Origin of the sequence: Sphaerospermopsis sp. LEGE 00249 (assembly GCF_014299995.1) — a bacterium.
Taxonomy (GTDB): domain Bacteria; phylum Cyanobacteriota; class Cyanobacteriia; order Cyanobacteriales; family Nostocaceae; genus Sphaerospermopsis; species Sphaerospermopsis kisseleviana.
This window is the reverse complement of the sequence record NZ_JACJUZ010000020.1, coordinates 13,892-38,362: the sequence shown is the minus strand read 5'-3', so window position 1 is coordinate 38,362 and position 24,471 is coordinate 13,892. Positions and strand designations below refer to the sequence as shown.

The 24,471-nt window shown below is 37.6% G+C and carries 25 protein-coding genes; 7 read left to right on the top strand and 18 right to left on the bottom strand.

The window, feature by feature from the left end; genetic code table 11:
* Positions 1-4: 4 nt before the first annotated feature.
* The 6 genes from H5968_RS09340 to sufB form a co-directional block, all read right to left on the bottom strand.
* Positions 5-565 (bottom strand): hypothetical protein, encoded by a 561-nt coding sequence (locus tag H5968_RS09340; RefSeq protein WP_096566659.1) that lies wholly within the window; start codon positions 563-565, stop codon positions 5-7.
* A 114-nt stretch (positions 566-679) separates the two neighbouring features.
* On the bottom strand, positions 680-1,279 hold the full coding sequence (locus H5968_RS09335; protein WP_187039728.1) for a hypothetical protein: 600 nt from the start codon (positions 1,277-1,279) through the stop codon (positions 680-682).
* Between the two features lie 100 nt (positions 1,280-1,379).
* Positions 1,380-2,645, bottom strand: coding sequence for a cysteine desulfurase (locus H5968_RS09330; protein WP_187039727.1), 1,266 nt, complete (start codon positions 2,643-2,645; stop codon positions 1,380-1,382).
* A gap of 149 nt (positions 2,646-2,794) precedes the next feature.
* Positions 2,795-4,171: a Fe-S cluster assembly protein SufD gene (sufD, locus tag H5968_RS09325; protein ID WP_187039726.1), complete on the bottom strand. Its 1,377-nt coding sequence runs from the start codon at positions 4,169-4,171 to the stop codon at positions 2,795-2,797.
* Between the two features lie 2 nt (positions 4,172-4,173).
* Positions 4,174-4,959 (bottom strand): Fe-S cluster assembly ATPase SufC, encoded by a 786-nt coding sequence (gene sufC, locus H5968_RS09320; protein ID WP_187039725.1) that lies wholly within the window; start codon positions 4,957-4,959, stop codon positions 4,174-4,176.
* A gap of 83 nt (positions 4,960-5,042) precedes the next feature.
* The gene (sufB, locus tag H5968_RS09315) at positions 5,043-6,482 is read right to left on the bottom strand and encodes a Fe-S cluster assembly protein SufB (protein ID WP_096566649.1); all 1,440 of its coding nucleotides are present in this window, start codon (positions 6,480-6,482) and stop codon (positions 5,043-5,045) included.
* A gap of 229 nt (positions 6,483-6,711) precedes the next feature.
* On the opposite strand from sufB, the gene sufR reads away from it, so the two are divergent.
* Positions 6,712-7,383 (top strand): iron-sulfur cluster biosynthesis transcriptional regulator SufR, encoded by a 672-nt coding sequence (sufR, locus tag H5968_RS09310; RefSeq protein ID WP_187039724.1) that lies wholly within the window; start codon positions 6,712-6,714, stop codon positions 7,381-7,383.
* A 140-nt stretch (positions 7,384-7,523) separates the two neighbouring features.
* Here the strand turns inward: sufR and H5968_RS09305 are convergent, their stop codons facing one another.
* The 6 genes from H5968_RS09305 to H5968_RS09280 all read right to left on the bottom strand — a co-directional run bounded on the left by H5968_RS09305 (position 7,524) and on the right by H5968_RS09280 (position 14,491).
* Positions 7,524-8,435 (bottom strand): DUF6444 domain-containing protein, encoded by a 912-nt coding sequence (locus H5968_RS09305; RefSeq protein ID WP_187039723.1) that lies wholly within the window; start codon positions 8,433-8,435, stop codon positions 7,524-7,526.
* 26 nt (positions 8,436-8,461) lie between these two features.
* Positions 8,462-9,643: a glutamate--cysteine ligase gene (gene gshA / locus H5968_RS09300; RefSeq protein WP_187039722.1), complete on the bottom strand. Its 1,182-nt coding sequence runs from the start codon at positions 9,641-9,643 to the stop codon at positions 8,462-8,464.
* Between the two features lie 41 nt (positions 9,644-9,684).
* The gene (locus H5968_RS09295; RefSeq protein ID WP_187039721.1) at positions 9,685-10,791 is read right to left on the bottom strand and encodes an aminotransferase class I/II-fold pyridoxal phosphate-dependent enzyme; all 1,107 of its coding nucleotides are present in this window, start codon (positions 10,789-10,791) and stop codon (positions 9,685-9,687) included.
* Complete coding sequence (locus tag H5968_RS09290) at positions 10,791-11,915, bottom strand: iron-containing redox enzyme family protein (protein WP_187039720.1); 1,125 nt, start codon at positions 11,913-11,915, stop codon at positions 10,791-10,793. The genes H5968_RS09295 and H5968_RS09290 overlap by 1 nt, the downstream gene beginning before the upstream one ends.
* Entirely contained in the window at positions 11,912-13,387 is a 1,476-nt protein-coding gene (locus H5968_RS09285) for an alanine racemase C-terminal domain-containing protein (protein ID WP_222620625.1), read from the bottom strand. The genes H5968_RS09290 and H5968_RS09285 overlap by 4 nt, the downstream gene beginning before the upstream one ends.
* Before the next feature lie 108 nt (positions 13,388-13,495).
* On the bottom strand, positions 13,496-14,491 hold the full coding sequence (locus H5968_RS09280; protein WP_187039718.1) for a C-terminal binding protein: 996 nt from the start codon (positions 14,489-14,491) through the stop codon (positions 13,496-13,498).
* A gap of 246 nt (positions 14,492-14,737) precedes the next feature.
* Here H5968_RS09280 and H5968_RS09275 point away from each other — a divergent pair, with 246 nt between their 5' ends.
* A complete protein-coding gene (locus H5968_RS09275; protein ID WP_187039717.1) occupies positions 14,738-15,157 on the top strand; it encodes a hypothetical protein in 420 nt (139 codons plus the stop codon).
* A gap of 85 nt (positions 15,158-15,242) precedes the next feature.
* On the opposite strand, the gene H5968_RS09270 is transcribed toward H5968_RS09275, so the two are convergent.
* Positions 15,243-15,761 carry a DUF29 family protein gene (locus H5968_RS09270; protein WP_187039716.1) on the bottom strand — a complete coding sequence of 173 codons (519 nt, stop codon included), beginning with the start codon at positions 15,759-15,761 and terminating at the stop codon, positions 15,243-15,245.
* Positions 15,762-15,954: 193 nt separating this feature from the next.
* Here H5968_RS09270 and H5968_RS09265 point away from each other — a divergent pair, with 193 nt between their 5' ends.
* Positions 15,955-16,215: a hypothetical protein gene (locus H5968_RS09265; RefSeq protein WP_187039715.1), complete on the top strand. Its 261-nt coding sequence runs from the start codon at positions 15,955-15,957 to the stop codon at positions 16,213-16,215.
* A gap of 128 nt (positions 16,216-16,343) precedes the next feature.
* On the top strand, positions 16,344-16,802 hold the full coding sequence (locus H5968_RS09260) for a YbhB/YbcL family Raf kinase inhibitor-like protein (protein WP_222620624.1): 459 nt from the start codon (positions 16,344-16,346) through the stop codon (positions 16,800-16,802).
* 132 nt (positions 16,803-16,934) lie between these two features.
* Here H5968_RS09260 and H5968_RS09255 read toward each other — a convergent pair whose 3' ends face one another.
* Positions 16,935-17,570, bottom strand: a complete 636-nt coding sequence (locus H5968_RS09255) for a hypothetical protein (RefSeq protein WP_137667751.1) — start codon at positions 17,568-17,570, stop codon at positions 16,935-16,937.
* A gap of 222 nt (positions 17,571-17,792) precedes the next feature.
* Positions 17,793-18,119, bottom strand: a complete 327-nt coding sequence (locus H5968_RS09250) for a YbjQ family protein (RefSeq protein ID WP_187039714.1) — start codon at positions 18,117-18,119, stop codon at positions 17,793-17,795.
* A 340-nt stretch (positions 18,120-18,459) separates the two neighbouring features.
* Here H5968_RS09250 and H5968_RS09245 point away from each other — a divergent pair, with 340 nt between their 5' ends.
* From H5968_RS09245 to H5968_RS09235, 3 genes are all read left to right on the top strand, one after another.
* Positions 18,460-19,146 (top strand): tetratricopeptide repeat protein, encoded by a 687-nt coding sequence (locus H5968_RS09245; RefSeq protein WP_096566627.1) that lies wholly within the window; start codon positions 18,460-18,462, stop codon positions 19,144-19,146.
* Positions 19,147-19,248: 102 nt separating this feature from the next.
* On the top strand, positions 19,249-20,442 hold the full coding sequence (locus H5968_RS09240) for a DUF4336 domain-containing protein (RefSeq protein ID WP_187039713.1): 1,194 nt from the start codon (positions 19,249-19,251) through the stop codon (positions 20,440-20,442).
* 112 nt (positions 20,443-20,554) lie between these two features.
* Complete coding sequence (locus tag H5968_RS09235; RefSeq protein WP_187039712.1) at positions 20,555-21,748, top strand: DNA cytosine methyltransferase; 1,194 nt, start codon at positions 20,555-20,557, stop codon at positions 21,746-21,748.
* Here H5968_RS09235 and H5968_RS09230 read toward each other — a convergent pair.
* The 3 genes from H5968_RS09230 to H5968_RS09220 form a co-directional block, all read right to left on the bottom strand.
* Positions 21,705-22,445: a restriction endonuclease gene (locus tag H5968_RS09230; protein WP_096566621.1), complete on the bottom strand. Its 741-nt coding sequence runs from the start codon at positions 22,443-22,445 to the stop codon at positions 21,705-21,707. The genes H5968_RS09235 and H5968_RS09230 overlap by 44 nt on opposite strands.
* 6 nt (positions 22,446-22,451) lie before the next feature.
* Complete coding sequence (locus tag H5968_RS09225) at positions 22,452-22,697, bottom strand: helix-turn-helix domain-containing protein (RefSeq protein ID WP_187039711.1); 246 nt, start codon at positions 22,695-22,697, stop codon at positions 22,452-22,454.
* Between the two features lie 62 nt (positions 22,698-22,759).
* Entirely contained in the window at positions 22,760-24,430 is a 1,671-nt protein-coding gene (locus H5968_RS09220; RefSeq protein WP_187039710.1) for an NAD+ synthase, read from the bottom strand.
* Positions 24,431-24,471: the final 41 nt, after the last annotated feature.

The window sequence follows — 24,471 nt, the reverse complement described above, 5'->3', positions numbered from 1 at the left end:
CTTTTTATACATTAACCAAAGATTCATCTTTTTCCCAAGTAAATAAAGATTCGAGTTCACCAGATTCAGCAAAAGTGATTGCAGCTATTAAACATTGGGGTAAATTAACACACATCTGAGAAGGATAATTACCAAGTTGACCGCCAACAACTAATTTTTTTATTGGCTTAGAGATTGATAATTCAGGTGTAACTACAATAATTTTATCTTTCTGAGAATCTTTATTTTTTTGTTTTTTTAGCTGATCAGAAAGTTTAATTAAAGTTATGACTCTTTTATAAGAATGAGAAAGCTTGGATATATCGTAGCGTGGCTGATCTAAAAGAGAATAAAAATTATAGTTGTCTAAAGTTGCTGTAACAACGTATTTACCAGAAAACCCGGATTTACCTCCTCCAATCATCATATAACTATCATCATCAGCTTCTAAACTGACTAAAGTTTTAATCTTACCATCTAAGTCAAAAATAGCTGCTTCTATTTGTCGCAAAGTAGGATTTTTAATGACATTTTCTTCATTTTTGTTACCTGTCCAATTGTCTGTATATAATTGGGTGACAAACATAATTACCTCCTTGTCTTTGGTGCTTGTACTATAATTGTTTTGCTGCCACTGGGAGTAATAATTTCTAATTCCTTGAGTTAAAATGTTACACTAAAACTTTATTATTTACAATACCTATTCCATCACGATACTAGATAAAATACCTAAAATTTTACCGATATTATTAATATAATATTCACTCAAATCAATTTCTACCACTTGATCAATAAGTTTTAAAAATTTCCAGTTAGTTCCAGTAGTAACAGTTCCATAAATTGTTTGAATGTTATTACCTTCACGTTCATTAAACATTCTAGCAGCGATCATTTCTGCTACACATTGTCCCAAACCTGCATTAATATTTTCTTTTTTTGCTTCTACAATTGTCACCACAGGAGCATTAACAATTAATAATTCTGGGGAACGACTAATAATAAAATCACAATTACCATTTAATCCCTTTTCACTATCTACAGTAAAATCAATACCAGAAAATAGACTAATTTGATTTTTTAAATACTTTCTCACACTAATTAAAATCGGTGCAATAATCATTTCCGAGCGTGATTTTTCCGTATTACTTGCAAGTGCTAAAGGGACATTTTCTTGTAATAACTCTGCTAATAAAGCTGGACATTCAATTTCTGGAATAGAAGCAAAAATATTAACTTTATCTATAATAGTTAAAGCAAAGGATTTTCTAACTTTGTCTAGAGTAAATTCACTGTATGACATAACTATCTTCTCCAGAAGCAATTAATATTATCTCTGCTCCTCTGCGTCTCTGCGTGAGAAATAAAAAAGGTGGGCATTGCCCACCCAAAATATTATTTATCTATTCACCAAACACACTAGCAAAGAAATCTAAAGTTTCCTTCAAAGCTTTGATAAAAACATCAATTTCTTCACGGGTATTGTAAAAAGATAAACTGACTCGTGCAGTTCCCGCTAAACCTAAATGACGGTGTAAAGGTTGGGTACAATGATGTCCAGAACGAATAGCAACACCTTCTTGATCTAACAAAGTTGCTAAATCATTGGCGTGAACTTCAGAAGCTGTAAAAGCTGCTAAAGCGGCTCTACCTTCACCGTGAGCATCGGGTTTTGGTCCGTAGATTCTGATTTGAGGTATTTGGGCTAATTGATCGAATAAATAGGCTGTTAATTCCGCTTCATAAGCATGAATTTTATCCATACCAATGTTAGTTAAATAATCTATAGCTGCACCCAGGGCGATCGCCTCCCCAATAGCAGGTGTACCGGCTTCAAATTTGTGGGGTAATTCTGCATAGGTGGAATGGTCTAAATACACCTCTGCAATCATTTCTCCACCACCAAAAAATGGCGGCATTGCTTCTAATAATTCTAATTTCCCATATAAGAAACCAATACCAGTGGGAGCTAACATTTTATGTCCAGAAGCTACCAACCAATCACAGTCAATTTCTTGGACATTAATAGGAGTATGGGGGACACTTTGGCAAGCATCCATTAAGAATTTCGCACCGTATTGGTGAGCAATTTCAGCTATTTCTTTCACTGGGTTAATACAACCCAAGGTATTAGAAATATGAACTATAGAAACGAGTTTTGTTTTTTCGGAAATCAGTTTTTTAAACTGTTCAAAATCAAAGGTTTCTTCTGGAGTGAGTTCGACAAATTTTAAAACTGCACCTGTTTTTTGAGCGACAAATTGCCAAGGAACTATATTACTATGGTGTTCCATAACTGAGAGAATTATTTCGTCTCCCGGTTGTAAGTTGTTCATTCCCCAACTGTAAGCAACTAGGTTAATAGCTTCACTAGCGTTGCGTGTAAAAACAATTTCTTGGCGAGATTTGGCGTTAATAAAATTAGCTACTTTGTCTCTTGCTGCTTCGTAAGCGTCGGTAGCTTTGGCACTTAAATAATGTGCGCCGCGATGCACGTTGGCGTTATATTGTTCGTAATAATCACGCCATGCGTTTAATACAGCTACAGGTTTTTGGGAAGTTGCAGCGTTATCGAGGTAAACGAGGGGTTTACCGTGGACTTCTTGATGTAATATTGGGAAGTCTTGGCGAACTTTATCAGCGAGGGTTTTGGTAGAAGTGAATGTCATTTTTAATAAGTATTTCAGGAGTACAGAATAATTTCTAAATTTTAGAAATTCGACAATTCAACAGAAAATATAAAGTTCGTAGTAAGGACTTTAGTCCTTAAAATCTTTATGTTTGAGCGATGAATCGCTCACTACGAACTTACAATGCTTTACTTACTTGTGAGAGCGACGACTGTTTTTAACAGTTTTTCTCTCAATGATGAAACAGGAATTAAGTTAATAATTTCTGCTGCGAAGGCGTTAACTAATAGTTTGCGTGCGTCGGTTTCATCTATTCCGCGACTTTGCAAGTAGAAGATTTCATCGTCTTCTAATTGACTGACGGTTGCACCGTGAGCGCATTTAACGTTATCTGCGGTTATTTCTAGTTGGGGTTTGGTGTCAACTCTGGCTTTTGATGATAACAATAAGTTGCGGTTTAATTGTGCAGCGTCGGTTAATTGTGCGGGTTTGGGAACGAAAATTTTACCGTTAAATACTCCATGAGCGCGATCGCCTACAATGCACTTGTGTAGTTGTTTACTAACACCATGCGGATGATTTAAGGATATAGCACTGTGAGTATCAGCTAATTGTTTATCACCAATAACTGTTAAACCATTGAGTGTTGTTTCTGTTTGTTCTCCTGTTTGTAAAATCTCCAAATTATGACGGGAAATTTTACCACCAATTGTTACAGTATTACAAGTATAACGACTATACCGCGCTTGTGTTACCGCAGTTTTACCAATGTGAAAAGCAGCATCACTTTCTAACACAATTCTATGGTGATTAACCTGAGCATTTTCATTTACCCAGATTTCTGTCACACTATTATTAAAGTAAACTTGCTCCTCTTGTGGAACAGGCATCTTGCCTGTTAAATATTCTCCAATACCTGTAACATACTCTTCAATCAAACTCACCTGAGAATTACTTTCAGCTATTACCAAACAACGAGGTTGAGAAATAATAGCTGACTCACCAGCAACAGAAATAAATAACAGATGAATGGGATTTTCTACAACCACATTTTTACCCACCCAAACCACTGCGACATCATTTAAACCGACAGTATTCAGAGCAGTAAAAACATCCCTTGTTACCTCAGACTTGTCCTGAGCGAAGTCGAAGGGCTGTGCTAAATATTCCTTGGCAACATCATCATCTAAAACATCTAAATTACCAACCTTTAAACCAGCAGGTAAATTTTCAGTATCAGATAAATTCGCTGCAAAAACACCATTTACAAAAACCAAACGGTGAGCAACTTCAGGTAAAGCAAAATCATCTGGTAGGGACAATTCATGAATTGTCCCTACATTAAAACTTACCTCTTTCAGTGGAGATAAATCAGTAAAACGCCATTCTTCATCGCGGGTGTTGGGAATAACAGAATGACGTACCCACTTAACAGCATCATTCTTAATTTGTTGTACCCAACCGCTTTTTTCAGATGCAGAAACCTGATTTAATAAACCAGTTAAAAAAGCATCTCGATTTAACAAAGAATTAGAAATAGAACTAGGAGAAACATCAATAGTCATGATTACACACCTACTCCTAAAGCTGCTTCCAACACCCAATCATAACCACGAGATTCTAACTCTAAAGCTAACTCTTTACCACCACTTCTAATAATGCGTCCTTGAGCCATTACATGAACAAAATCAGGGACAATATAATCAAGAAGACGCTGATAGTGAGTAATCATAATTGTGGCATTTTCAGCATTAGTTAACTGATTCACCCCATTAGCAACAATTTTCAGAGCATCAATATCTAAACCAGAATCAGTTTCATCCAAAATTGCTAACTTAGGTTCTAAAATAGCCATTTGCAGAATTTCATTCCGCTTTTTCTCACCACCCGAAAAACCCTCATTCACACTACGATTGAGAAAAGAAGGATTCATTTTCACAACTTCCAACTTTTCCTCAACCAAATCATCAAAATCGAAAGCGTCAACCTCTTCCAAACCTTGAGCTTTACGACGAGAATTATAAGCAACCCGTAAAAAATCCAAATTGCTCACACCGGGAATTTCCAAAGGATATTGAAAAGCCAAAAACACACCACTTCTAGCTCTTTCCTCCGCCTCCATTTCCAGTAAATTTTCACCTTGGAAAATCACCTCACCACCAGTCACAGAATAAGCAGGATGTCCCGCTAACACTTTAGAAAACGTACTCTTACCAGAACCATTTGGACCCATAATCGCGTGAACTTCACCAGCGCGAACCTCCAAATTTAACCCCTTTAAAATTTGAGTTCCATCAACATCAGCCTTCAAATCCTTAACAGACAAAATCAAATCACTATTTTCAATAATCATGTTCTCTCTCTCTTCTCTCTTCTTTCTTTGTGAACTTTGCGTACTTTGCGGTTCGTTTCAAAAAAAACCTCAAAGAAAACAGATTAACCAACACTACCTTCCAACTTCAAACTCAACAACTTATCAGCCTCAACAGCAAACTCCATAGGAAGCTGATTAAAAACATCCTTACAGAAACCGCTAATCATCATAGAAATAGCATCTTCTGCGGAAATACCACGTTGAGCAAAAAAGAATAATTGATCTTCACCAATCTTAGAAGTAGATGCTTCATGCTCAACCTTACCCGTATTATTCTGAACTTGAATATAAGGAAAAGTATTAGCCTGTGCATTATCCCCAATTAACATCGAATCACATTGAGAATAATTTCTAGCACCCTTCGCAGTAGGATTAATCTTCACCAAACCACGATAACTATTACTTGATTTTCCAGCAGAAATACCTTTAGAAATAATTGTACTGCGAGTGTTTTTACCAATATGAATCATCTTAGTGCCAGTATCAGCTTGCTGCTTATGATTTGTTAATGCAACAGAGTAGAACTCACCCACAGAATTATCACCAACTAACACACAGCTAGGATATTTCCAAGTAATAGCAGAACCGGTTTCTACTTGAGTCCAAGAAATCTTAGAATTGACACCTTGACACAAACCGCGCTTGGTTACAAAGTTGTAAATTCCACCTTTACCATTTTCATCCCCAGCGTACCAGTTTTGCACGGTAGAATATTTAATTTCCGCATTATTTAAAGCTACCAATTCCACAACCGCAGCGTGTAATTGATTGCTGTCGTACATCGGTGCTGTACAACCTTCTAAATAGGAAACATAACTATCATCTTCGGCAATAATTAAGGTTCTTTCAAACTGTCCTGTATCACCGGAATTAATGCGGAAATAAGTTGACAATTCCATTGGTGATTTTACACCTTTGGGGATATAAACAAAAGAGCCATCGCTGAATACTGCGGAATTTAAAGCCGCAAAATAATTATCAGCAATAGGTACAACACTACCCAGATATTTTTTTACTAATTCTGGATGTTCCCGTAATGCTTCGGAAATAGAACAGAAAATAATGCCATCTTTAGCGAGTTTTTCTTTATAAGTAGTCGCTACAGAAACACTGTCAAAAATTGCATCAACAGCAACGTTAGTTAATCTTTTTTGTTCATTTAAAGGAATACCTAATTTCTCGAAGGTTTCCAATAAAGTGGGATCAACTTCATCCAAACTGTTGAGTTTTTCTTTCTTTTGTTTCGGTGCGGAATAATAAATGATATCCTGATAATTAATAGGTGGATAGGTGACATGAGGCCAAGTAGGTTCTGTCATCTTCAACCATTGACGGTAGGCACGAAGACGAAATTCTAGCATAAATTCCGGTTCTTCTTTTTTAGCGGAAATTAAGCGAATAATGTCTTCATTTAGTCCACGAGGGATGGTGTCGGTTTCGATGTCGGTGACAAAACCGTACTTGTAAGGTTGGTTAACTAAGGTTTTGACGGATGCGCTCATCGGTTCTCTTGTGTTCTCTTTAAAGGATAGGCGACGGGTTCTATAAAGCTGATTCCCGTTTTTTGTTAGCGATCGCTAACAGGGCTGTTAGAATAGGTTTACACACTAAAACAACTCGGCTGTTGTTTAATATAAATCTATTGTACGATAGATTAACAACAACAATGTTGTTTAAGTCAAATTTTTTTAGAGATTTTTTGAATTTTTGGAAATTTTTATTGGGACTAACATGGCCACTACCCAGCAGTCCTCTACTAAGCAGGATATCCTAGAGTATCTTTTAAAACACTCACAAGCTACGGCTCTTGAACTTGCGGAAATATTAGAAGTTAGCCCCCAAGCGATTCGTCGCCATTTAAAGGATTTGGAGGCTGAAGAATTAGTGATATATTCTATACCGGAAAATTCTGGTATGGGTAGACCTCAACATATATATAGTTTAAGTCAACGGGGCAGGGAACATTTACAAAAGAGTGTTAGCAGTGTCGGTGGTGGTTATGGAGAGTTTGCGGTTTCGCTGTTAGATACTTTAGCGGAAACTGTAGGGCGTGAGCAGGTAAAAACGATTTTACAAAAACAGTGGGAAAGAAAGGCGCTGGAATATCGGGAAAGGGTGGGTAATGGTTCTTTAAAGGAACGGGTTGCCGCTTTGGTGGAATTGCGAAAAGCTGAAGGTTTTATGGCTGAGTTTCACCCTGTAGAATCAGATGCTAACGGTGGTGATAGGTTTTTATTTATGGAACACACCTGCGCTATTTCTAATGTGGCTGAGTCGTTTCCTAGTGTGTGTGGTCATGAGTTGGAAATGTTTGGAGTGATTTTACCGGATTGTAGTGTGGAAAGGACGCATTGGTTAATTAATGGTGAGCATCGTTGCGGGTATTTGATACAGAAAAGATAGGATGTTGAACGCAGATGAACGCGGATAAGGAAAATAAAATATGGAAGTCGAAAAAAAATTATCTGATCGTCAACAAAGATTAGAAAGTTTTTTAGAAGCTGTAAAAGCTGCACGTCAATTACAAGATGATATGTAACTGCCTAGCTAGTAGTAAGAGAGGCGAGAAAAACAGAGGTATTACCAAGCAGTGCTTGAGTGATAACTTCCAAAAGATTCAGACCATGCTTAGAAGCAGTGGAAAGGAAAGAACGGATATTAGCGAATGAAACCGCAAAATCAAAGGAGCGAAAACCACCGGAAATTTTCTGCTTACATTTCATCATCCGCAAGTCACGTTCTGCCTGATTATTGGTAAAGGGAACATCAGGTTCACTCAGAAACCGTAAAACATCACCCTGAAAATTTTGAAATCGCAGCAGCAAGTTATGACCAACACGTCGTTTCACCCGACCACGATTACCTTTGCAGGTCAGGGGTGATAGAGCGGAGTGAAAACTCAGTCCTCGTTGTAGAATTTGCTCATACAGTTGAATCAGACGAGCAGCAATATTTTTGGGAATACCCTTGGGATAACGGTGTTTGTAATTGCATACTGGGGAAGTTACCGATTCTGGAAAATTCCCTTGTATCTGAGTTCTACATTCTGGGCATTTTTTGACTGTGACTCTGTGTTCTGTGACGATGATTCTTGGGGTTGGTATATCAAAGACCTGTCGCTTGATGATTTTAGAAGCTTCCACCACTGACATATCACATCCACATTCATGACATGAGCATGGTGTTGGATGTTCTACTATTTTGTCTGGTTGCAATACTTGTTCCAATGTCTGCCCTGGATGACCTATTTGTCCTCCTGATGCCCGTTTCCCTTTTTCTCTTAAACTTTTTGTCCGTTTTTGATTTGATTTTTTGAGTCCGTCGCTGGCTGGTGGTTTTGAACTTGTTGTGCTATCTAATCCCAATTGCTTCTCTAGCTCTGCTATCCTTTCCCGCAGTGCCTGATTTTCTTGCTCTAACCTTTCTATTTTTTGATCTTTTTCTTCTGGACTCATGTTTGAACACTACCATATTTCTCCCCTTATGGGAATATCCCTTGAGTTCCTACCTGGGCAGTTACCTCGAATCTGAATTTTCGTTCATTATCTTCCATTTCTTTAATAGCCTGTTGGATAATTTCACGAATACTCCAACCTTTTTCATGCAAATTCAACCAATTTTGAGCCGTATTGCCACCTTCTAAAATTGTTTTTATTGGTTTTAGAAAAAACTCAAATCCTTTTGCTTTCGCAGTTACTAAAGCCTCTTCATACATTTCTGAAATCCAGTCTCGGACTTTTATAATTCTTCCATCTTGCCAATGCTTTAGTTCTGCATCAAGGCTATAAAAACTTACAGCAACTTCATTGCCTGCTGTAAGTTTCAGCAAATCTTCGCCCAGATTGTTTGATGGTAATTGACTCATTTTTAAGGGATCGAGATTTGGATTTTCTATAATTTGCCAAAGCCGAGCTTCTAAAAATGCAGTTAAGGCCAAAATCCTACTTGGATCGTACATAAAATCACAAATTCTTAACTCAATTCGATTAATATCATAAGGTCTATTGTTTCCATTAGGTCGAACAGAGTTCCACATATGACGAACATTTTTCATTGTTTCGAGTGCCAACTGTTCTTCAATCCATTGAATATAGTGGGCATGACTTTCAAAGAGAGGAATATCAGACGGAGTTTGAGGAAAAATTGACCAGCGGATAGAATGATAACCAGTTACTTTATTATCAAGAAATGGAGATGATGCGCTAAGTGCAAGATATAAAGGTGCTTCGACTCTAATGAGACGACAGGCTCGCAAAATCAACTCGGGATCGTCTAAGCCAATATTAATATGAATACTTGAAGTGAGAAGGCTTGAGCCGTAGACTTTGGAAACATAGTCATGAAAAGCGTGATTGGGATTCGCTCGATAGAAGCGATCACTCCCTCCTAAATGCAAAGCACTGCCCGGAATTAGCGTATAATTTCCCAAAGTTTTCAAATACTTTCTTAACTTACGGTAAGAAGCAAGGACAGCAGAGCCAACTTGTTTGTACTCCGACAGGGGTTCGGTAATACATTCGATAATGCGACTATCCGGTTCTTGGTTATAACCCTCGAGATAAGGAACAACGCGATCAGACAGTCCGATAATATCGCCCTCTGGAGTTCCAGCATAGGTTTCAATTTCAAAACCTTTAAGTAGCAATGAAGAGTTCTTTGTCATGTAAACCTCTAGAGAAAAAAATATCTTGGGGTTCCGTTTTATTATTCTTGGAGATAGACTTTGCGAAAAATACGAGAAAACTCCCAACGCTCTTGAGGGGTTCCCACAGTGACGCGAATATAGCGATTTAAAGGGTCTGCGCTTGGCATTCTGATAAATACACCCAATTCCAATAACTTGTCTACCATAGCATGAGCGCGCTCTTGACTTCCCATATCGATCGCCACAAAATTAGTTGCCGATGGTAAGGTAGAAAGTCCCAATTCTTTGGCCAAATTCGCATATTCATTTCGTCCGGCCTCAACTTCGGCGATCACCGCTAGAAGAAAATCGGTATCTTGTAGGGAAGCGAGAGCGCCAGCTTGAGCTACCGCGTTGACTCCATAATGGAGGCGAATCTTCTCAAAAGCAGCAATGATAGCCTGATCGGCAATGGCATACCCAATCCTCGCACCAGCTAAACCGTGACCTTTAGAAAAGGTTCGCAGGCGGATCACTTGAGGATGAAGGGGTTTCACGGGCAATAGGGCAGTCGCAGGGGCAAAGTCAATGTAGGCTTCATCCAGCAACAACATACATTGAGGCGGTAATTGCTCGATCGCCCTCCGAATCTTTTTAGCCGGAAGATAGGTTCCCGTAGGATTATCGGGATTAACGAGATAAATAATGCGTGCGTCCGCAATCTTTGCCATTTTGACCAACGCTTCGGGATCGTTGTGAAAATCCTGATAAGGGACGTGAAGCATTTGTCCGTCGTATCCGACAACATGGTAGTTAAAGGTGGGATAAGAACCTTTTGACATGACCGTTTTTTGTCCCGGTTCGATGAAAGTTCTAGCAACAAGACCGAGCAAATCATCAATACCGCTTCCCACAACAATATTGTCGCGATCAATTTTGTAGAGATTGGCGATCGCGGTTCGCAGATCGTAGCTTTCGGGATCGCCATAGAGGGAGATATCTTCAATCGCTTCTCGCATGGCTTCTCGAGCAAGGGGTGAAATCCCGAAACGACTTTCATTTGCACCTAAACGAAGTTTGATGGAATAACCCTTCGAGCGTTCCATTGTTTTTATACTCACAAAAGGCACGAGAGCGGGAAGGTCTTTGATAATTCGAGTAAAAGGGAAAGTTGTCTTCATTGCCATTAACAAACAACCTTTACTTGCTCGGAAGTTTGTTCTGAAAGTTGGAATTTCGTGGCGAGATACTCATTGTAACGTCGCATTGCTTCCATGCGGAGTGCGCCGCCAATGGCTAATTCCATTCCTGCTTCGGGTTGGGCTTTGACGATAGGAGTAATAACGTATTCTAACCACCGCTCTCCATGTTCTTCGTCCCCTTCAATATGATTGCGGAAATATTCGCATTCTGGTTTTACCTCGCGATAGGCTCGTTCAAATCCAGCAACGACGGCACGATTGCGATCAGGATCGAAGAGTTCTGGCATAGCTAAGCTCCCCAAAGACCTAAAATAGTATTTGCGGTTCAACCCAAAACAAAAATAAAGGTTATGACCAGCATAGGGTCGCCAATCTTCCCAAATTGGGATCAATGGTTGAGGAAGATTTAACTCCATCAGGGCTTTGGTAAATTGCACCGTATGAGCTTTGCCACTAACGCCGCAACCACATTCATCCCACATATGATGAATGATCTCAGTTTTAACCAACTCAGAAAAATAATGTTGTGCTAGTGCCAAGGCATCATAAAACCGATAGTTAAGATGGGCATCTGACAAAATAAAGATATTAAATTGCTCGACAGAGGCGTGATGTTCTAAGAAATTGACAATTTCTTTGTCGTTTTGAGATTCTTGTTTGGCCTGATTGACAAACCAGTGACACAGGGCATCCCCATCTTTGGCTTCTGCCTGTGTGGGGAGTTGTTCGCGGATGATCTCAATTTCATTTTTCATCCATTGGTTCTCAATGGTGTTGCGAATTTCGATCAACCAAGGGCTATGCTCATGAAAACATATATGTGAAAGGGGGTTGCTAAAGCTAATTTCATAGATAGCATAGAGAGTTTTTTGAATTTCTAGCAAAGCCTCTACCTTTCGATGCTCGAATGCTTGAATAAGTTCTTGCGAAAGGGTCTGCGGTAGTTCTAATAAAAGTTCTTTTGCACCGATAAGGGTTTCATGTTCTCCCGATAACAAGTAAGCAACTTTCTGGGATAGTGACCGAGCCTCTTGGGGGTTTTGTGGGATGTGAAAGGGAGGATTGAGTTCAACAACGCGGTCGAGCCGATGGTCAAATGAAATTTTCATGAAGTATGGTTTCCAAAATTGTAATAGGAATGATAGCAATTAATACCACTCAAAAGTTGATAGGGACTCGTATTTGCTAAATTTGCCAAGGTCTGAACTTCAATGCAATGCTGTCCCTCTTGTCCGATAAGAGTCACCCAGTCATTAACTGCAACATTAGGACAGTGAGTGATATCAATTTGCAGGGCATCCATGCCGACATCGCCAAATAAAGGAACACCATGCCCGTGAATAATCGTCTCAAGCTGACTTGAACGAAAGGGATAGCCGCTTCCAAAACCAATGGCAACGGTAGCTAGTCTTTGACCAGGTTCGGTGGTATATTTTTGCCCGTAGCCAATAGCCTCAGAGTGTGTAAACTCCAAAATCCCAGTGATTCTTGCTTTTAAGCTAATGGCAGGTTGGAATTTTTGGGCGATTTCTAGGACTTTTTGCTCTACTAAGTCTTTAATATAAAAATGAACGCCGTAAAGGATAATCCCCGGCCTCACCCAGTTAGTGGGATAGTGTTCGCCCCATCGGAGAATGCTGTGGCTGGCAAAAAGGCTGGTTTCTAATTGCTCCCCCAGAATTTGTTTAGCGATTTTTACTAATCGATCAAACTCTTCAATCTGGGCAAGATTGATATCAGCTTCGGCATTGGAGTTGGTTAGATGGGCATAAACCGCCTTAACTTCAAGATTTTCGCATTCCTGCGCCCGACGGACAAATCTAGTAAAGTCTTCGATATTTCTATATCCTGAGCGATTGAAGCCGACATTGATCACTAACCAGACGGGATATTTCGCGGATTCCCCTGCCGCTGCGCGATCATAGGCCAATAACAGTTCCTCATGAGGAATGCCTGGTATGAGATCATGAATAATCGCGAGGGGGGCGTTTTCGGAGACATCACCATCAATTAAGATATCATCGCCGTGCATCAAGGGTTCTCCGCCACTAAGAACGACTTCTTCAATGGCTGGATTATTACGGACGTAGGTGATGGTATCTTGCCAATGTTTCTGTTGGAGGGGTAATTTCGAGGATTTTTTTTCGAGGGTGCGTAGGGACTCGTAGCAGAACTGACAATAGCTATGACAAACGTTAGATAGGCGGACAATTATACGGTTATCGTATTTGTGCTGACCAATGGGGGTCACCATTTCATGGGGCATTTCCCAATTTTCAGTGTGACCGTCGTAGCTATAATTAGTTTCTCCCTCTGTATTCCAAAAAGGAATTAATTGTCGCCAGATGGGATCATCTAGCAAGGGAGCTGAATTATCCTCAGTCCGCCGAATTTGCTTGAGTATGTGGGGGGTAATACGGAGACGACGAGATTTTAAATGCTCTGTGATGGCGTTATAAGTCTGATCCGACAATCCCGGGAAAACCTCGATCAGTTTCTCTATTGAGGTAATGGTATTCTGTTGCTGCCATTGCCATTGGCAAGCTAAGTCTGCTGATTTAGTTGGTTGACTTGTCATCATAGCATTCATTCCTTCTTTTTGGTAATTTTCAATTTGCCAATGAATTTAGCTAAACTTGATTTAATATTTGATGGTAATATTTGTTTTCACCTCATCAAACAGTCTTCTTTATTTGAAGTTAAGAAAACACTCGTTTACGAGTGAGCGCTCTTTTTGATCCAGTAAGAATTTGCGGGCAGATTGCGCGGCTTTACGACGGAGTTCCTTTAACGATTCATCAGCATAAAACGCAGAATGGGCGCTCAAGATTGTGCGATCAGAATTTTTCAATTCTTCGGGGATTTTTGGTTCGTCTGCTAAAACATCAAGTCCGACATATCCGATTTTACCTCTAGTCAAGCTTTCTATCAGTACTTCTTGGTCGAGGGTTTCCCCTCGGGAGGTGTTAATCAAAATGGTTTCTGGCGTCATGAGATCGAATTCTGGACGACCTATGAGGTGATAGGTTTCCTCAGATAACAGGGTATGAATTGTGATAACTTTAGAAGACTCTATCAGCTCGTGCAGAGTTTCATATCGAGTTATTCCGTGAGCTTTCTCAACACCGCTCGGAACGTAAGGATCGAAAAAGGCTACATTAAATCCAAAGGCTTGCGCTCTCTTAGCAACAGCACTCCCAATTCGTCCAAAGCCAACAATTCCGAATTTCATGCCTCGAATTCGAGGGACACTTCCAATGGCGCTCCAGTCCCACTTCTCATGGCGAACGTATTGATCAATATAGGGAAGTTTGCGAATTAAAGCGAGAGTTAATGCAAGAGTATGATCGGCGACTTCTTCAGTTCCATAATCAGGAACGTTACAAACTGGAATTCCTTTCTGTCCAGCAAACTTAATATCTATGTTATCAAAGCCAACAGCAGCACGGACAATACCTCGACATTGCTTCAACCTCGATAGAATTTCCTTCTGTAGTGGAATTGTATGCCAAGAGATAATGACATCAGCCTCATCGATTTTTCCTGCTAGATCTTCTGCACAACTTACTTTATATAAGGTTACTTCAGCAATATCTTCAAGGATGGTTTGTTCAATATCTGGAAAATTCAGGTATTTCCCTTGATAAGAATCAATAATAGGGACAAACAGAGTCCTTTTACTCATTGTTGTTTTTTGGAGTTTTAGGAATACATAACAAAAAAATCATTCGTTTTTAGAATACTAATGGTATGAGGTAAACGTCAAGCTATCTAATGTTAATTAAATTTAAGTAATTAGATGCTGTCTGTAAAGAAATATAAAAAAAGCTTTACTAGAGACAACTGCTGGAAAGACTTCAAATTGATGGTTCACCACGAGTTCTTAAACCAATGTGGTTGGCTTTTGTCGGTGAAGAAATGCCACCTCTAAATGAAGTTTGGAAACTGTATTGCTAGTCTTAGTGCTATTCCTATTGCTATTGCTTTTTCTAGTCTTAGCACTAGTGCTTATGCTACTGTCAGTATTTATGCTATTGCTATTGCTATTGCTATTGCTATTACTATTGCTGGTGCTTTTGCTAGTGTTTATGCTAGCGCTTACAGTTTATTCATAACAATAATATTAGGTTTAAAATATGGTCTGTCTGGTGTTGTATTTGGTATTATAAAATGGATTTTATGTATTCTCTTCATCCTTGCTTACTTTGATGCAAAGAAAAAGCTAGAAAAAGAATCAATAGGTAAATGGAAACAATTTTTTATTTATGCAGGTACATCTTTATTAGGAATATTTTTAGGTTGGTTAGGTTATCAATTCTTCCCCCAATTACATCCCGATATTTGGTTATAGTTAAACCTGCAATTCAGATCCCCGACTTCTTTGATAAACTTACATTATTCACCAAAAATTAAACTCACAAGTCGGGGATATTTAACTACTTACGATTAAACCAATTTTCCCCACCTGGTAACTGTATTAAAACTTCCGCGATCGCTTTCGGTAAAGTTTTCGCCGAATGTTCATAAGTCAAAGTTAAAAATTGACAACCTTTTGCTACCAAATCCGGTTTATCCATCATTTCCTCTAATTGAAATTGATTATATGCACCATTTAAAACCTCATCACTAGCATCAGCAATAGCTTTCTCTATAACCTCCTCTAAAATTAAATCTTCCCATTCATCAACATTAATATAATAGGATTTTTTATTTTCCTTTAAGTTGATATCTTGAATACCTACCACTGAATTTCTAATAGAAGCTGCCCAGGAATTGGTTAGCCGTTGCTCAATTTGATTTTTAATTAAATGTATTAGTAAAATCTTTAAAAAAGACTTTATTTGTTGTATAATTGCTTTCTTACTCATCCCCTCTAACTCATCAACAATAGCTAAAGCATCGCTATAACGCTGTTCTAAGATACTATTTCTGAGGTCTATTAATTCCTGTGTCATCTTTGTATTAACCTCAAATTAACTCAACTACATTTAATATACCATCAAATATGGTTAATGAAACTCAAACCCCATGATTAACCCCTCTCTGCGTTCTCTGCGTCTGGAGCGTGAGAAAAAACAATTATTCAAAAATTACCACAATATGATTTAATATAAAAAAACTTCCCACTTAAACACAACTTTAAACCCTATGGATATCTCCCCCAATCAATCATCAACCCAATTTTTAACCCCTGACGAATCTGCACAAGTTGACGCAGCTTTATTATCTTCCCCTGAAAAGTTTTTAACCAGATTGACAATTTCCTCCTTACGGATTTTACAACATATTGCTACAGAATATGATGTACCCATTGAAGATTTGACAGCCAAACAAATTATTAACTGGTTTGAAATTGATGCAAAAATTAGAAGAGAAAAAGGAGTAGAAGAAGCATTTTTGAAGTGGTAGGGAATAAATCAGGAGACATTATCTTGATATATATAACTAAAAGGCGAGTTTTTATAACTCAGTCCTTTGCTATTTTTGGATTATTAGGACTATCTCTAATTAGTTGTAATTCCAAGGTAGCAAAAACCATGAAATTAACCAGCAGTGCTTTTGTAGATAATGGTTTAATTCCTGCAAAATATACCTGTGATGGTGCAGATATTTCGCCGCCTTTAAATTGGGATGAAATTCCCCCCAATACCCAAAGTTTAGCATTAATTGTTGATGACCCCGATGCACCAAAAATGACTTTTGTACATTGGGTTATTTATGATATTCCTTCTTCAGTTAACCAACTACCAGAAAAGATAGTTGGGGGTAAAACTATTCCTATGGGTGGAATACAGGGTAAAAATGATTTTGGCAAATTGGGTTATGGTGGTCCTTGTCCTCCTAGTGGAACTCACCGTTATTTTTTCCATCTTTATGCTTTAGATAAAAAGCTGAATTTAGAACCTGGTGTTAGTAAAAATCAAATTTTAACAGCAATGGCAGGTCATGTTTTAGCAAAAGCCGAATTAATGGGAAAATATCAACGCCAAAGTTAAATGATTTAACAATGAAAAGAATCATTAGATCCCCGATTCATTTAATAAATAATAAATCAGGGATCTAATCACCAATTACCAATTACCCACTACCAGAAAAACAGATATGATAAATATTCAACACAGACAAAATCAATGATTGTAATTATTAGTCCGAGGACTACGCGCACCTGCAACTGCACCCATCAATGCTGCTGCTAAACTCAATAGAGAACCAAGAACAAACCACCATAAAGTTCTAGAAGTTGCGGCTGCAATTTCACGAGTTTGTTCAGCAGTTAAAGCAGGTAAATTTTGTGGTATCGTAGTACCTTGTCCTTGAATTTGATTAATTACTGATGCTGCATTGTAAGCAGCAACCCCAAAAGCACCCCAGACTCCATTTGCTAATAGAAAAGAGCTAATTGCTAAAGTAGTCGCCCAAAGAATTGCACCGTTAAGTAAAGCTGTATCTCGGTGCATTGGTCCACAACCACGGGTTGCTATCCAACCACCCAGAAACAGGGAAAGTAATAAAGCTAAAGTTGACCAAATTCCTACATTACTAATAATACCTGTTGCTATGCTTCTTGGTGCTAAAGAGTCAGCAATTCTACCTGCACCTAACGCCCCAAAAAATGAACTTAATATTAATTGCGTAGCTAGAGCAACTAAAACACCGGAAATTATTGGACCCCACCGCACGCGATCACGGTATTCTGTTACTCTTGTTGCTACCGCAGACTCAGAAGGCAGAATTTCATCCCCTATTCTATTTACGTATGACATAGTGTATTTTCTCCCCTGCTATTTTAGCAAAGTTTTCAGGTATATTTATGCTTTATGCTTTTATTTACAATTAAATTGCTATTTTGTGTTTTTATTATCTATCAGTGGAAAGAGTTAATTACTATGTCTTTAGTGAGAAGATAAGGTTGTGAAATGCAGTTTTGAAATATAGCAGAAATGTTGAATTTTTCAGAATTTTATATATTTAAAAAAGACAAAATTCTAACGCATCTTGACAGCCGTACCTGTGGCAGTTATTAATAATAAAACTCCAGATTGATCAACATTTATTGTTCCTGTATCAATTTCTATACCGATGACAGCATCCGCCCCTAAACGTTGCGCTCTTTGTTCTAGTTGTTCTAGTGCTTTCCGTTGTCCTTCTTCAAATAAACGCTCGTAACTGCCACTACGTCCACCAACAATATCCCTGATGCTGGCTAAAAAGTCCCGCAAAAAATTGCTGCCATAGACAACTTCCGCTGTGACAATGCCCAAATATGAATCAATGATAGCGCATTGAATGACATCGGTTGTACTTAAAAGCATAATATTTCCTTATTGACAGCCAATAGTTTAAAGTTTGGGTTTTTATGTGCCTCTGATACAGATTGCCATAACTTCTGGAACTTTTTGGATCTTATTTTCATCCTATATTTTCATCCTGCCACACTCGTAAATGCCAATTGAATTGCATCTAGTTCATAGTCTTGCCACTTATCAGATGAGTATAGATGTTCGCCTGAATTCCTATATACAGCAACAGGACAGGGTTCTAAAAATTACCAATTTTAGAAGATTTTGTTAATGTGAATAAATACAGTTTTCAAAACTAAATATTTTTGTTTTAATGTACAAACAAAAACTTCACTAAAATTTAAGGATCTTTATGGTATACAAACAAACATCATTTTTGGTGGCTGTTCTATTATTAGGAAGTTTTGTAACTGCAATTCCTGTAGTGGCTGAAAGTACAGAGGTATTAGTTGCCCAAGCAAGTAACCCACGGTTAAGGGAATTATTAGAGGAAGGGCGGAGATTAGTCGATGCGGGGGATTATAATGGGGCGATCGCTGTCTATCAGGAAGCAGCAAAATTAGCTCCCAGCAATGCGAGAATTCATTCTGGAATTGGGTTCTTATATGCTCAACAAGGTAATTTTCAGTTAGCTTTAACTGCTTATCGTCGTGCGATCGCCCTAGATGGGAATAATAGTGACTTTTATTACGCTGTAGGTTATATCAAAGGTAATTTAGGAGACACCAACGGAGCAAAAGAAGCTTATCGTCGATCCATCCAGCTAAACCGTAGCAATTTTAATGCTTATTTAGGGTTAGGTGTCACACAAACTGCTTTAGGTGATTATACCTCAGCAATGTGGGCTTTTGAAGAAGCAATTAAATTAAACCGTAACAATCCACGTACTTATGAATTGATGGGTTCAATGTTCAAACAACGTAGACAAACTCAACAGGCCAGCAATGCTTTAAGACAAGCTCTTAGTTTATATCGCAGCAGTAATGATGCAGAAGGTGCAAACAGAGTAGAAAATATGCTCAGAGAGATCGGAGGTTAATGTTAGTAGGTAGCAGAAAAAAATTCCTTGACAAATTAAATGATTGCTGAACTCTAACCAATGCTAAAAATAAGAAATAGACTCTGGTGAATTACCAAAATTATGAATACTCAGGGAATAGAAAGTCAGCAAAATTTGTCATGGTCTTTTTGGCCTATTTTACCTCTGTATCCCTACGGAAAAAGAAAGACTCTATGCCGAGAAATTATCAAAGATAGCTTATGGATATTTGATCAATTACAGGGCATTCTGTATACAGTTGTACCAGTTAAAATGACCATAATTAAGCTACAGGAAGGCGGACTTTTAGTTTATGCACCTGTAGCACCTACCCCAGAATGTATCAATTTAGTAAAAGAATTGGAACAAAAACATGGGGAAGTAAAATATATAATTTTACCTACCAGTTCCGGTTTAGAACATAAAATATTTGTCGGTCCTTTTGCCAGAAAATTTCCCCAGGCTTTAGTTTATGTTGCTCCCCATCAATGGAGTATTCCTTTTAATCTTCCCCTCAGTTGGTTAGGTTTTCCTCAAAAACGGACATTATTTTTATCAAAAAATCATCAAAACAACCCCTTTGGTAATGAATTTGAATATAAAATTTTAGATATCAATTTAGGTAAAGGTTCTTTCCAAGAAGTTGCATTATTACACAAACCATCTCGCACTTTATTATTAACAGATACCATACTTTCTATTTCTGAAGAACCACCGGAAATTTTACAAATAGATCCCTATCCCTTACTATTTCATGCTAGAGACAACGCCCAGCAAAAAATGATAGATAATGCTCATAACCGTCGTCGTGGTTGGCAAAGAATAGCTTTATTTGCAATTTATTTTCGTCCCAGTGCAGTCAAAATTTCTCAACTTGGGGAAATGTGGAAAGATGCCAAAAAAGCCCCAGATCGTTCACATCAAGCATACTTTGGTTTTTTCCCCTTTAAATGGGATGAAAATTGGCAAGATACCTTTACTGCATTATCTGGTAATGGTCGTCCTTTTGTCGCCCCAATTTTACAAATTCTCATCCTTCCTCAAGGAGGAAGAGAAGTAATAGAATGGGCTGATCAAATTGCAAATTGGGATTTTCAACAAATTATTTCTTGTCATTTTGATGCACCTATTAAAGCTACTCCTCAAGAATTTAGACAAGCATTTAGTTTTTTAGAAAAGCAGCCAAAAGCAAGTTATCAGCAACCTTTATTAAAAGAAGATTTGCGTTTTATTCAAGAATTAGAAGCTAGTTTAGTTAAACGTGGTATTGCTACACCTCAAAAGGAAAAGGTGTAATAAATCTCATACATTAGCAATTAAATAATTTTTATTTTGTATGAAGCTTGATTTATTGTAGACTATATGTCACAATAGAAACAAACTTTATATAAATGGTTCAATTTGTTCAATGCAAGGAACACAACTTTCTTTTTTACCTAACGAAGATGAGCATCATCTTAACAAAAAACAAAAAAAAACGAAGTTAGGACGTTATGAGCGTATTCAGCGTCAACTAGATCAAGATAATTCTGATCCATACAAAATATTTATTGATGTTAATACCCCACAACTTCCATTATCTCAATATAATTTTGTGGATCTTTTTTGTGGTGCTGGAGGAATTACCCAAGGGTTATTCCAAGCAGGATTTACACCATTAGCTAGTGTAGAAATTAATCCCATTGCGTCTGCAACTCATCAAATAAATTTCCCCAATTGTCATCATTTCTGTGGAGATATTGAAAAATTTTCTCCCCAAGAATGGCTGCAAAAAATAGATTCATCTGAAATTAATATTGTGGTTGGTGGTCCACCATGTCAAGGATTTTCAGTAGCAGGAAAACGTGATCCTAAAGATCCTAGAAATAGATTATTTTATGAATTTGTGCGTGTTGTTTCCGAAATACGCCCTTGGTACGTAGTTATGGAAAATGTGCCGGGTATTTTAACAATTCAAAAAGGGGATGTAAAAACAGCAATTTTTGAAGCTTTTGAGTCTATTGGCTATCCTAATATTTCTGTAGCAATTCTCGAATCTGCTGCTTATGGAGTAGCACAAATTAGACCAAGAGCAATTTTTATTGCTAATAGATTTGGAATGCCAAATCCCTATCCTCAAGCACAATTAAAACCAGAAGAATATAAACCTATAGAATCAGCAATTTCTGATTTACCAGAATATACTCCCATACCAGAAATTAATCACGAGTGGACTCAACATTCACAGGAATACATGGAACGTTTAGCAAAAGTTCCTCCTGGTGGTTCTTTATATGAAAAATATGCTGATGCTTTCAAAAGACAATATCCTGGTAAACCGAGTATGACTGTAAAAGAAAATCATGGTGGTACACATATTCACCCTTATTTAAACCGTGTGATTTCCGCTAGAGAAATGGCCAGATTACAAACATTTCCTGATTCATTTATTTTTGAAGGTACTATGAAAAAAGCTATGTGGCAAATTGGTAATGCTGTTCCACCACGTTTAGCAGAATGTATTGGTTATGCTATGATTCCTTACTTGAATGATATTGCAAGTAACACAAAAAAACCTGTTAAATTCCTTCATTGTGAGCAATCTGAGATAGTTTTTGGTTAAGTGCATTACGCCAAGTTTCAAAATCATACCACCCACAACCAATACAACCTTCCTCAGCTTTATCACCTCGTTGATGTTGGGAAGGCCAATCTTCACTTGCTTGATACCAGAATTTAATCCCAAAAGGTGTACCGCGTTTACCAGTTTTAATACAGCGTTCACAACTTCTCGATTTTAAAAGATTGTGATTTCCAGAAGCATCTTTTTTGAGTAATTGAAACTTTTTTCTAATTTCTTCTTCACTCATAGATGTTAAATGTGGAGCTTCACTTTCTCCCCAACGTTCCATAGGAAAACGATGGTCAATTACTAACTCATGTTTTTCTCTTTGTCTTTGTTCTATGACATCTGTATATGAATAAACTTCGAGAATTTTCTTAACTAACGAAGCAGGAATATTAGCAGCTGAATTAGCTGATTTTATTTCTCCTGTCCAGCGATCTCCTAAGCGTATTTGTTGACAAGTTAAGCAGTAATTCTTTTCTGTTTCAATTACTAAACCAGGACGACTTCTTGTACCCCTTTGTAACCCTTGAATACCTCCACCACCTGCATATTGAGTTGATCCTATATTTTTACCTTCACATTCTCGACAATGCCATTTTTGGTCTGATAGAAGATTAAAAACTTTTAACTGAGTTGAGTTTTGTCTGAATTGAGCTTGAATAGTTTCTACTAAATTTCTTTGGTTTGTCACTTTATTTTATCTTTTATCAGCTTCAATTTCCAGATTTTGCAGAAGAACAGAAACACTAATACCTAAGCCATCTGCAAGACTGACAAGCGCAGTTAGAGAAGGGTTTCTCACTCCACGTTCTACACCAGAGATGTATGTGCGGTCTAAGTTAGCACGTAGTCCTAACTCTTCTTGAGAAATTCCTAACTCTGTTCTGTGTTGTCTGACTAGATAACCTAAAGCATTAAGAATCTTTTGTTTTGATTTATCCATCAGACAATTTTCAATGTCTATGGACTATCAGTCTACGGACTATGTGTCACATCAATGAGTATTTACCCATTTTTATTAGCAGCAATAGGCATTCTCCAACCAGTACCAAAAGCACGATCAGTAATTTTCAATCCTGGGGGTGCTTGACGGCGTTTAAATTCCGCAATAGAAACCAGTTTTAACACCCTATTTACTATTACTTGATCATGACCTGCGTTAACTATTTCTGCTGCTGATTGATGTTTATTAATTAACCGTTCTAAAATATCATCCAATATGTCATAAGCTGGTAAAGAATCTTGATCAACTTGACCAGGTTTTAACTCTGCACTTGGTGCTTTCTTGATGATATGTTGAGGGATAATTTCTTTTTGATGATGGGTATTTAACCAATTACAAATAGAATAAACACGGGTTTTTGGCACATCTGCAATGACAGCTAAACCGCCATTCATATCACCATAAAGTGTACAATAACCTACAGCCATTTCTGATTTATTTCCAGTAGATAAAAGCAGATGTCCAAATTTATTAGATATCCCCATTAACAAAGTACCACGAATGCGAGATTGAATATTTTCCTCCGCAATACCAAATTCTGTACCTGTGAATAATTCAGCTAAAGTATGATCAAAACTTTGCATTAATTCCCCAATGGGTAAAATTTGAGTTTTAATTCCTAAATTTTCCCCTAATTTTAAAGCATCACTCACAGAATGTTCAGAACTATAAGGAGAAGGCATTAATACACCCAAAACATTTTCTTTACCTAATGCAGTTGTCGCAATAGCAGCAACTAAAGCGGAATCAATACCACCACTTAAACCTAAAACAATTTGAGAAAAACGGCATTTTTTCACATAATCTCGCACACCTAAAACCAAAGCTTGCCAAATTTCCTGATCTTCAGATTCATAAACTGGGGAAATAGAATCTAACTGTAAATCGCGCATTTGTTCATCAAATTCAATAGTTAAAAAATCTGTTTCAAAACCTTTAGCACGACAAATAACTTCACCCTGATTATTTACAGCAAAACTACGTCCATCAAATATTAAATCATCATTTCCACCAACTTGATTAGTGTAAATAATTGACTGTTGAAAATTGACTGCACTATGTTTTAACATTGCTTCTCGTAACTTCTGCTTACCAACTGTATAAGGAGAAGCAGATAAATTGACAATTAAATCTACACCTAAAAGGGATAAATCAGCAATGGGATTAACTGCATAATGACGTTTTCCCCAAAATTCCTCATCATTCCATAAATCTTCGCAAATAGTCACACCAATATTGATATCATCTAAAGCGAAATAATTAGCTTGCAATCCTGGTTCAAAATAGCGATTTTCATCAAATACATCGTAAGTTGGTAATAGTCGCTTGTGGAAATATTGTTTAATTTTTCCTGCTTCTAATAAAGCAATACTATTAAATAAAGTTTTACCCCCTGTAATATGAGCATCTTTATTTTTAACTACAGTTCCCACTAAAACAGCTAAATTAGCTGGTAAATCTTGAGCTAATTTTTTTAATGTGATATCCATTGATTTCACAAAACTAGGATTTAATAATAAATCCCTGGGTGGATAACCACATAAAGACAGTTCAGGTGTTAATAATAAACGGACATTATTTGCTGCTGCTTGTTGTGCAACTTCCAGGATTTTTTGAGTGTTTCCTGTTAAGTCACCGATGATAGGGTTAAGTTGGGCAATTGCAATTTTCATAAGACAAGGGAATAGGTAATTGGTAATTGGGAATTGGTGAT

What these genes read in the sequence shown, in the direction of transcription:
- H5968_RS09340 (WP_096566659.1), bottom strand. Translation starts at nt 565, where the DNA reads ATGTTTGTCACCCAATTATATACAGACAATTGGACAGGTAACAAAAAT.
- H5968_RS09335 (WP_187039728.1), bottom strand. Translation starts at nt 1,279, where the DNA reads ATGTCATACAGTGAATTTACTCTAGACAAAGTTAGAAAATCCTTTGCT.
- H5968_RS09330 (WP_187039727.1), bottom strand. Translation starts at nt 2,645, where the DNA reads ATGACATTCACTTCTACCAAAACCCTCGCTGATAAAGTTCGCCAAGAC.
- sufD (WP_187039726.1), bottom strand. Translation starts at nt 4,171, where the DNA reads ATGACTATTGATGTTTCTCCTAGTTCTATTTCTAATTCTTTGTTAAAT.
- sufC (WP_187039725.1), bottom strand. Translation starts at nt 4,959, where the DNA reads ATGATTATTGAAAATAGTGATTTGATTTTGTCTGTTAAGGATTTGAAG.
- sufB (WP_096566649.1), bottom strand. Translation starts at nt 6,482, where the DNA reads ATGAGCGCATCCGTCAAAACCTTAGTTAACCAACCTTACAAGTACGGT.
- sufR (WP_187039724.1), top strand. Translation starts at nt 6,712, where the DNA reads ATGGCCACTACCCAGCAGTCCTCTACTAAGCAGGATATCCTAGAGTAT.
- H5968_RS09305 (WP_187039723.1), bottom strand. Translation starts at nt 8,435, where the DNA reads ATGAGTCCAGAAGAAAAAGATCAAAAAATAGAAAGGTTAGAGCAAGAA.
- gshA (WP_187039722.1), bottom strand. Translation starts at nt 9,643, where the DNA reads ATGACAAAGAACTCTTCATTGCTACTTAAAGGTTTTGAAATTGAAACC.
- H5968_RS09295 (WP_187039721.1), bottom strand. Translation starts at nt 10,791, where the DNA reads ATGGCAATGAAGACAACTTTCCCTTTTACTCGAATTATCAAAGACCTT.
- H5968_RS09290 (WP_187039720.1), bottom strand. Translation starts at nt 11,915, where the DNA reads ATGAAAATTTCATTTGACCATCGGCTCGACCGCGTTGTTGAACTCAAT.
- H5968_RS09285 (WP_222620625.1), bottom strand. Translation starts at nt 13,387, where the DNA reads ATGATGACAAGTCAACCAACTAAATCAGCAGACTTAGCTTGCCAATGG.
- H5968_RS09280 (WP_187039718.1), bottom strand. Translation starts at nt 14,491, where the DNA reads ATGAGTAAAAGGACTCTGTTTGTCCCTATTATTGATTCTTATCAAGGG.
- H5968_RS09275 (WP_187039717.1), top strand. Translation starts at nt 14,738, where the DNA reads ATGAAGTTTGGAAACTGTATTGCTAGTCTTAGTGCTATTCCTATTGCT.
- H5968_RS09270 (WP_187039716.1), bottom strand. Translation starts at nt 15,761, where the DNA reads ATGACACAGGAATTAATAGACCTCAGAAATAGTATCTTAGAACAGCGT.
- H5968_RS09265 (WP_187039715.1), top strand. Translation starts at nt 15,955, where the DNA reads ATGGATATCTCCCCCAATCAATCATCAACCCAATTTTTAACCCCTGAC.
- H5968_RS09260 (WP_222620624.1), top strand. Translation starts at nt 16,344, where the DNA reads ATGAAATTAACCAGCAGTGCTTTTGTAGATAATGGTTTAATTCCTGCA.
- H5968_RS09255 (WP_137667751.1), bottom strand. Translation starts at nt 17,570, where the DNA reads ATGTCATACGTAAATAGAATAGGGGATGAAATTCTGCCTTCTGAGTCT.
- H5968_RS09250 (WP_187039714.1), bottom strand. Translation starts at nt 18,119, where the DNA reads ATGCTTTTAAGTACAACCGATGTCATTCAATGCGCTATCATTGATTCA.
- H5968_RS09245 (WP_096566627.1), top strand. Translation starts at nt 18,460, where the DNA reads ATGGTATACAAACAAACATCATTTTTGGTGGCTGTTCTATTATTAGGA.
- H5968_RS09240 (WP_187039713.1), top strand. Translation starts at nt 19,249, where the DNA reads ATGAATACTCAGGGAATAGAAAGTCAGCAAAATTTGTCATGGTCTTTT.
- H5968_RS09235 (WP_187039712.1), top strand. Translation starts at nt 20,555, where the DNA reads ATGCAAGGAACACAACTTTCTTTTTTACCTAACGAAGATGAGCATCAT.
- H5968_RS09225 (WP_187039711.1), bottom strand. Translation starts at nt 22,697, where the DNA reads ATGGATAAATCAAAACAAAAGATTCTTAATGCTTTAGGTTATCTAGTC.
- H5968_RS09220 (WP_187039710.1), bottom strand. Translation starts at nt 24,430, where the DNA reads ATGAAAATTGCAATTGCCCAACTTAACCCTATCATCGGTGACTTAACA.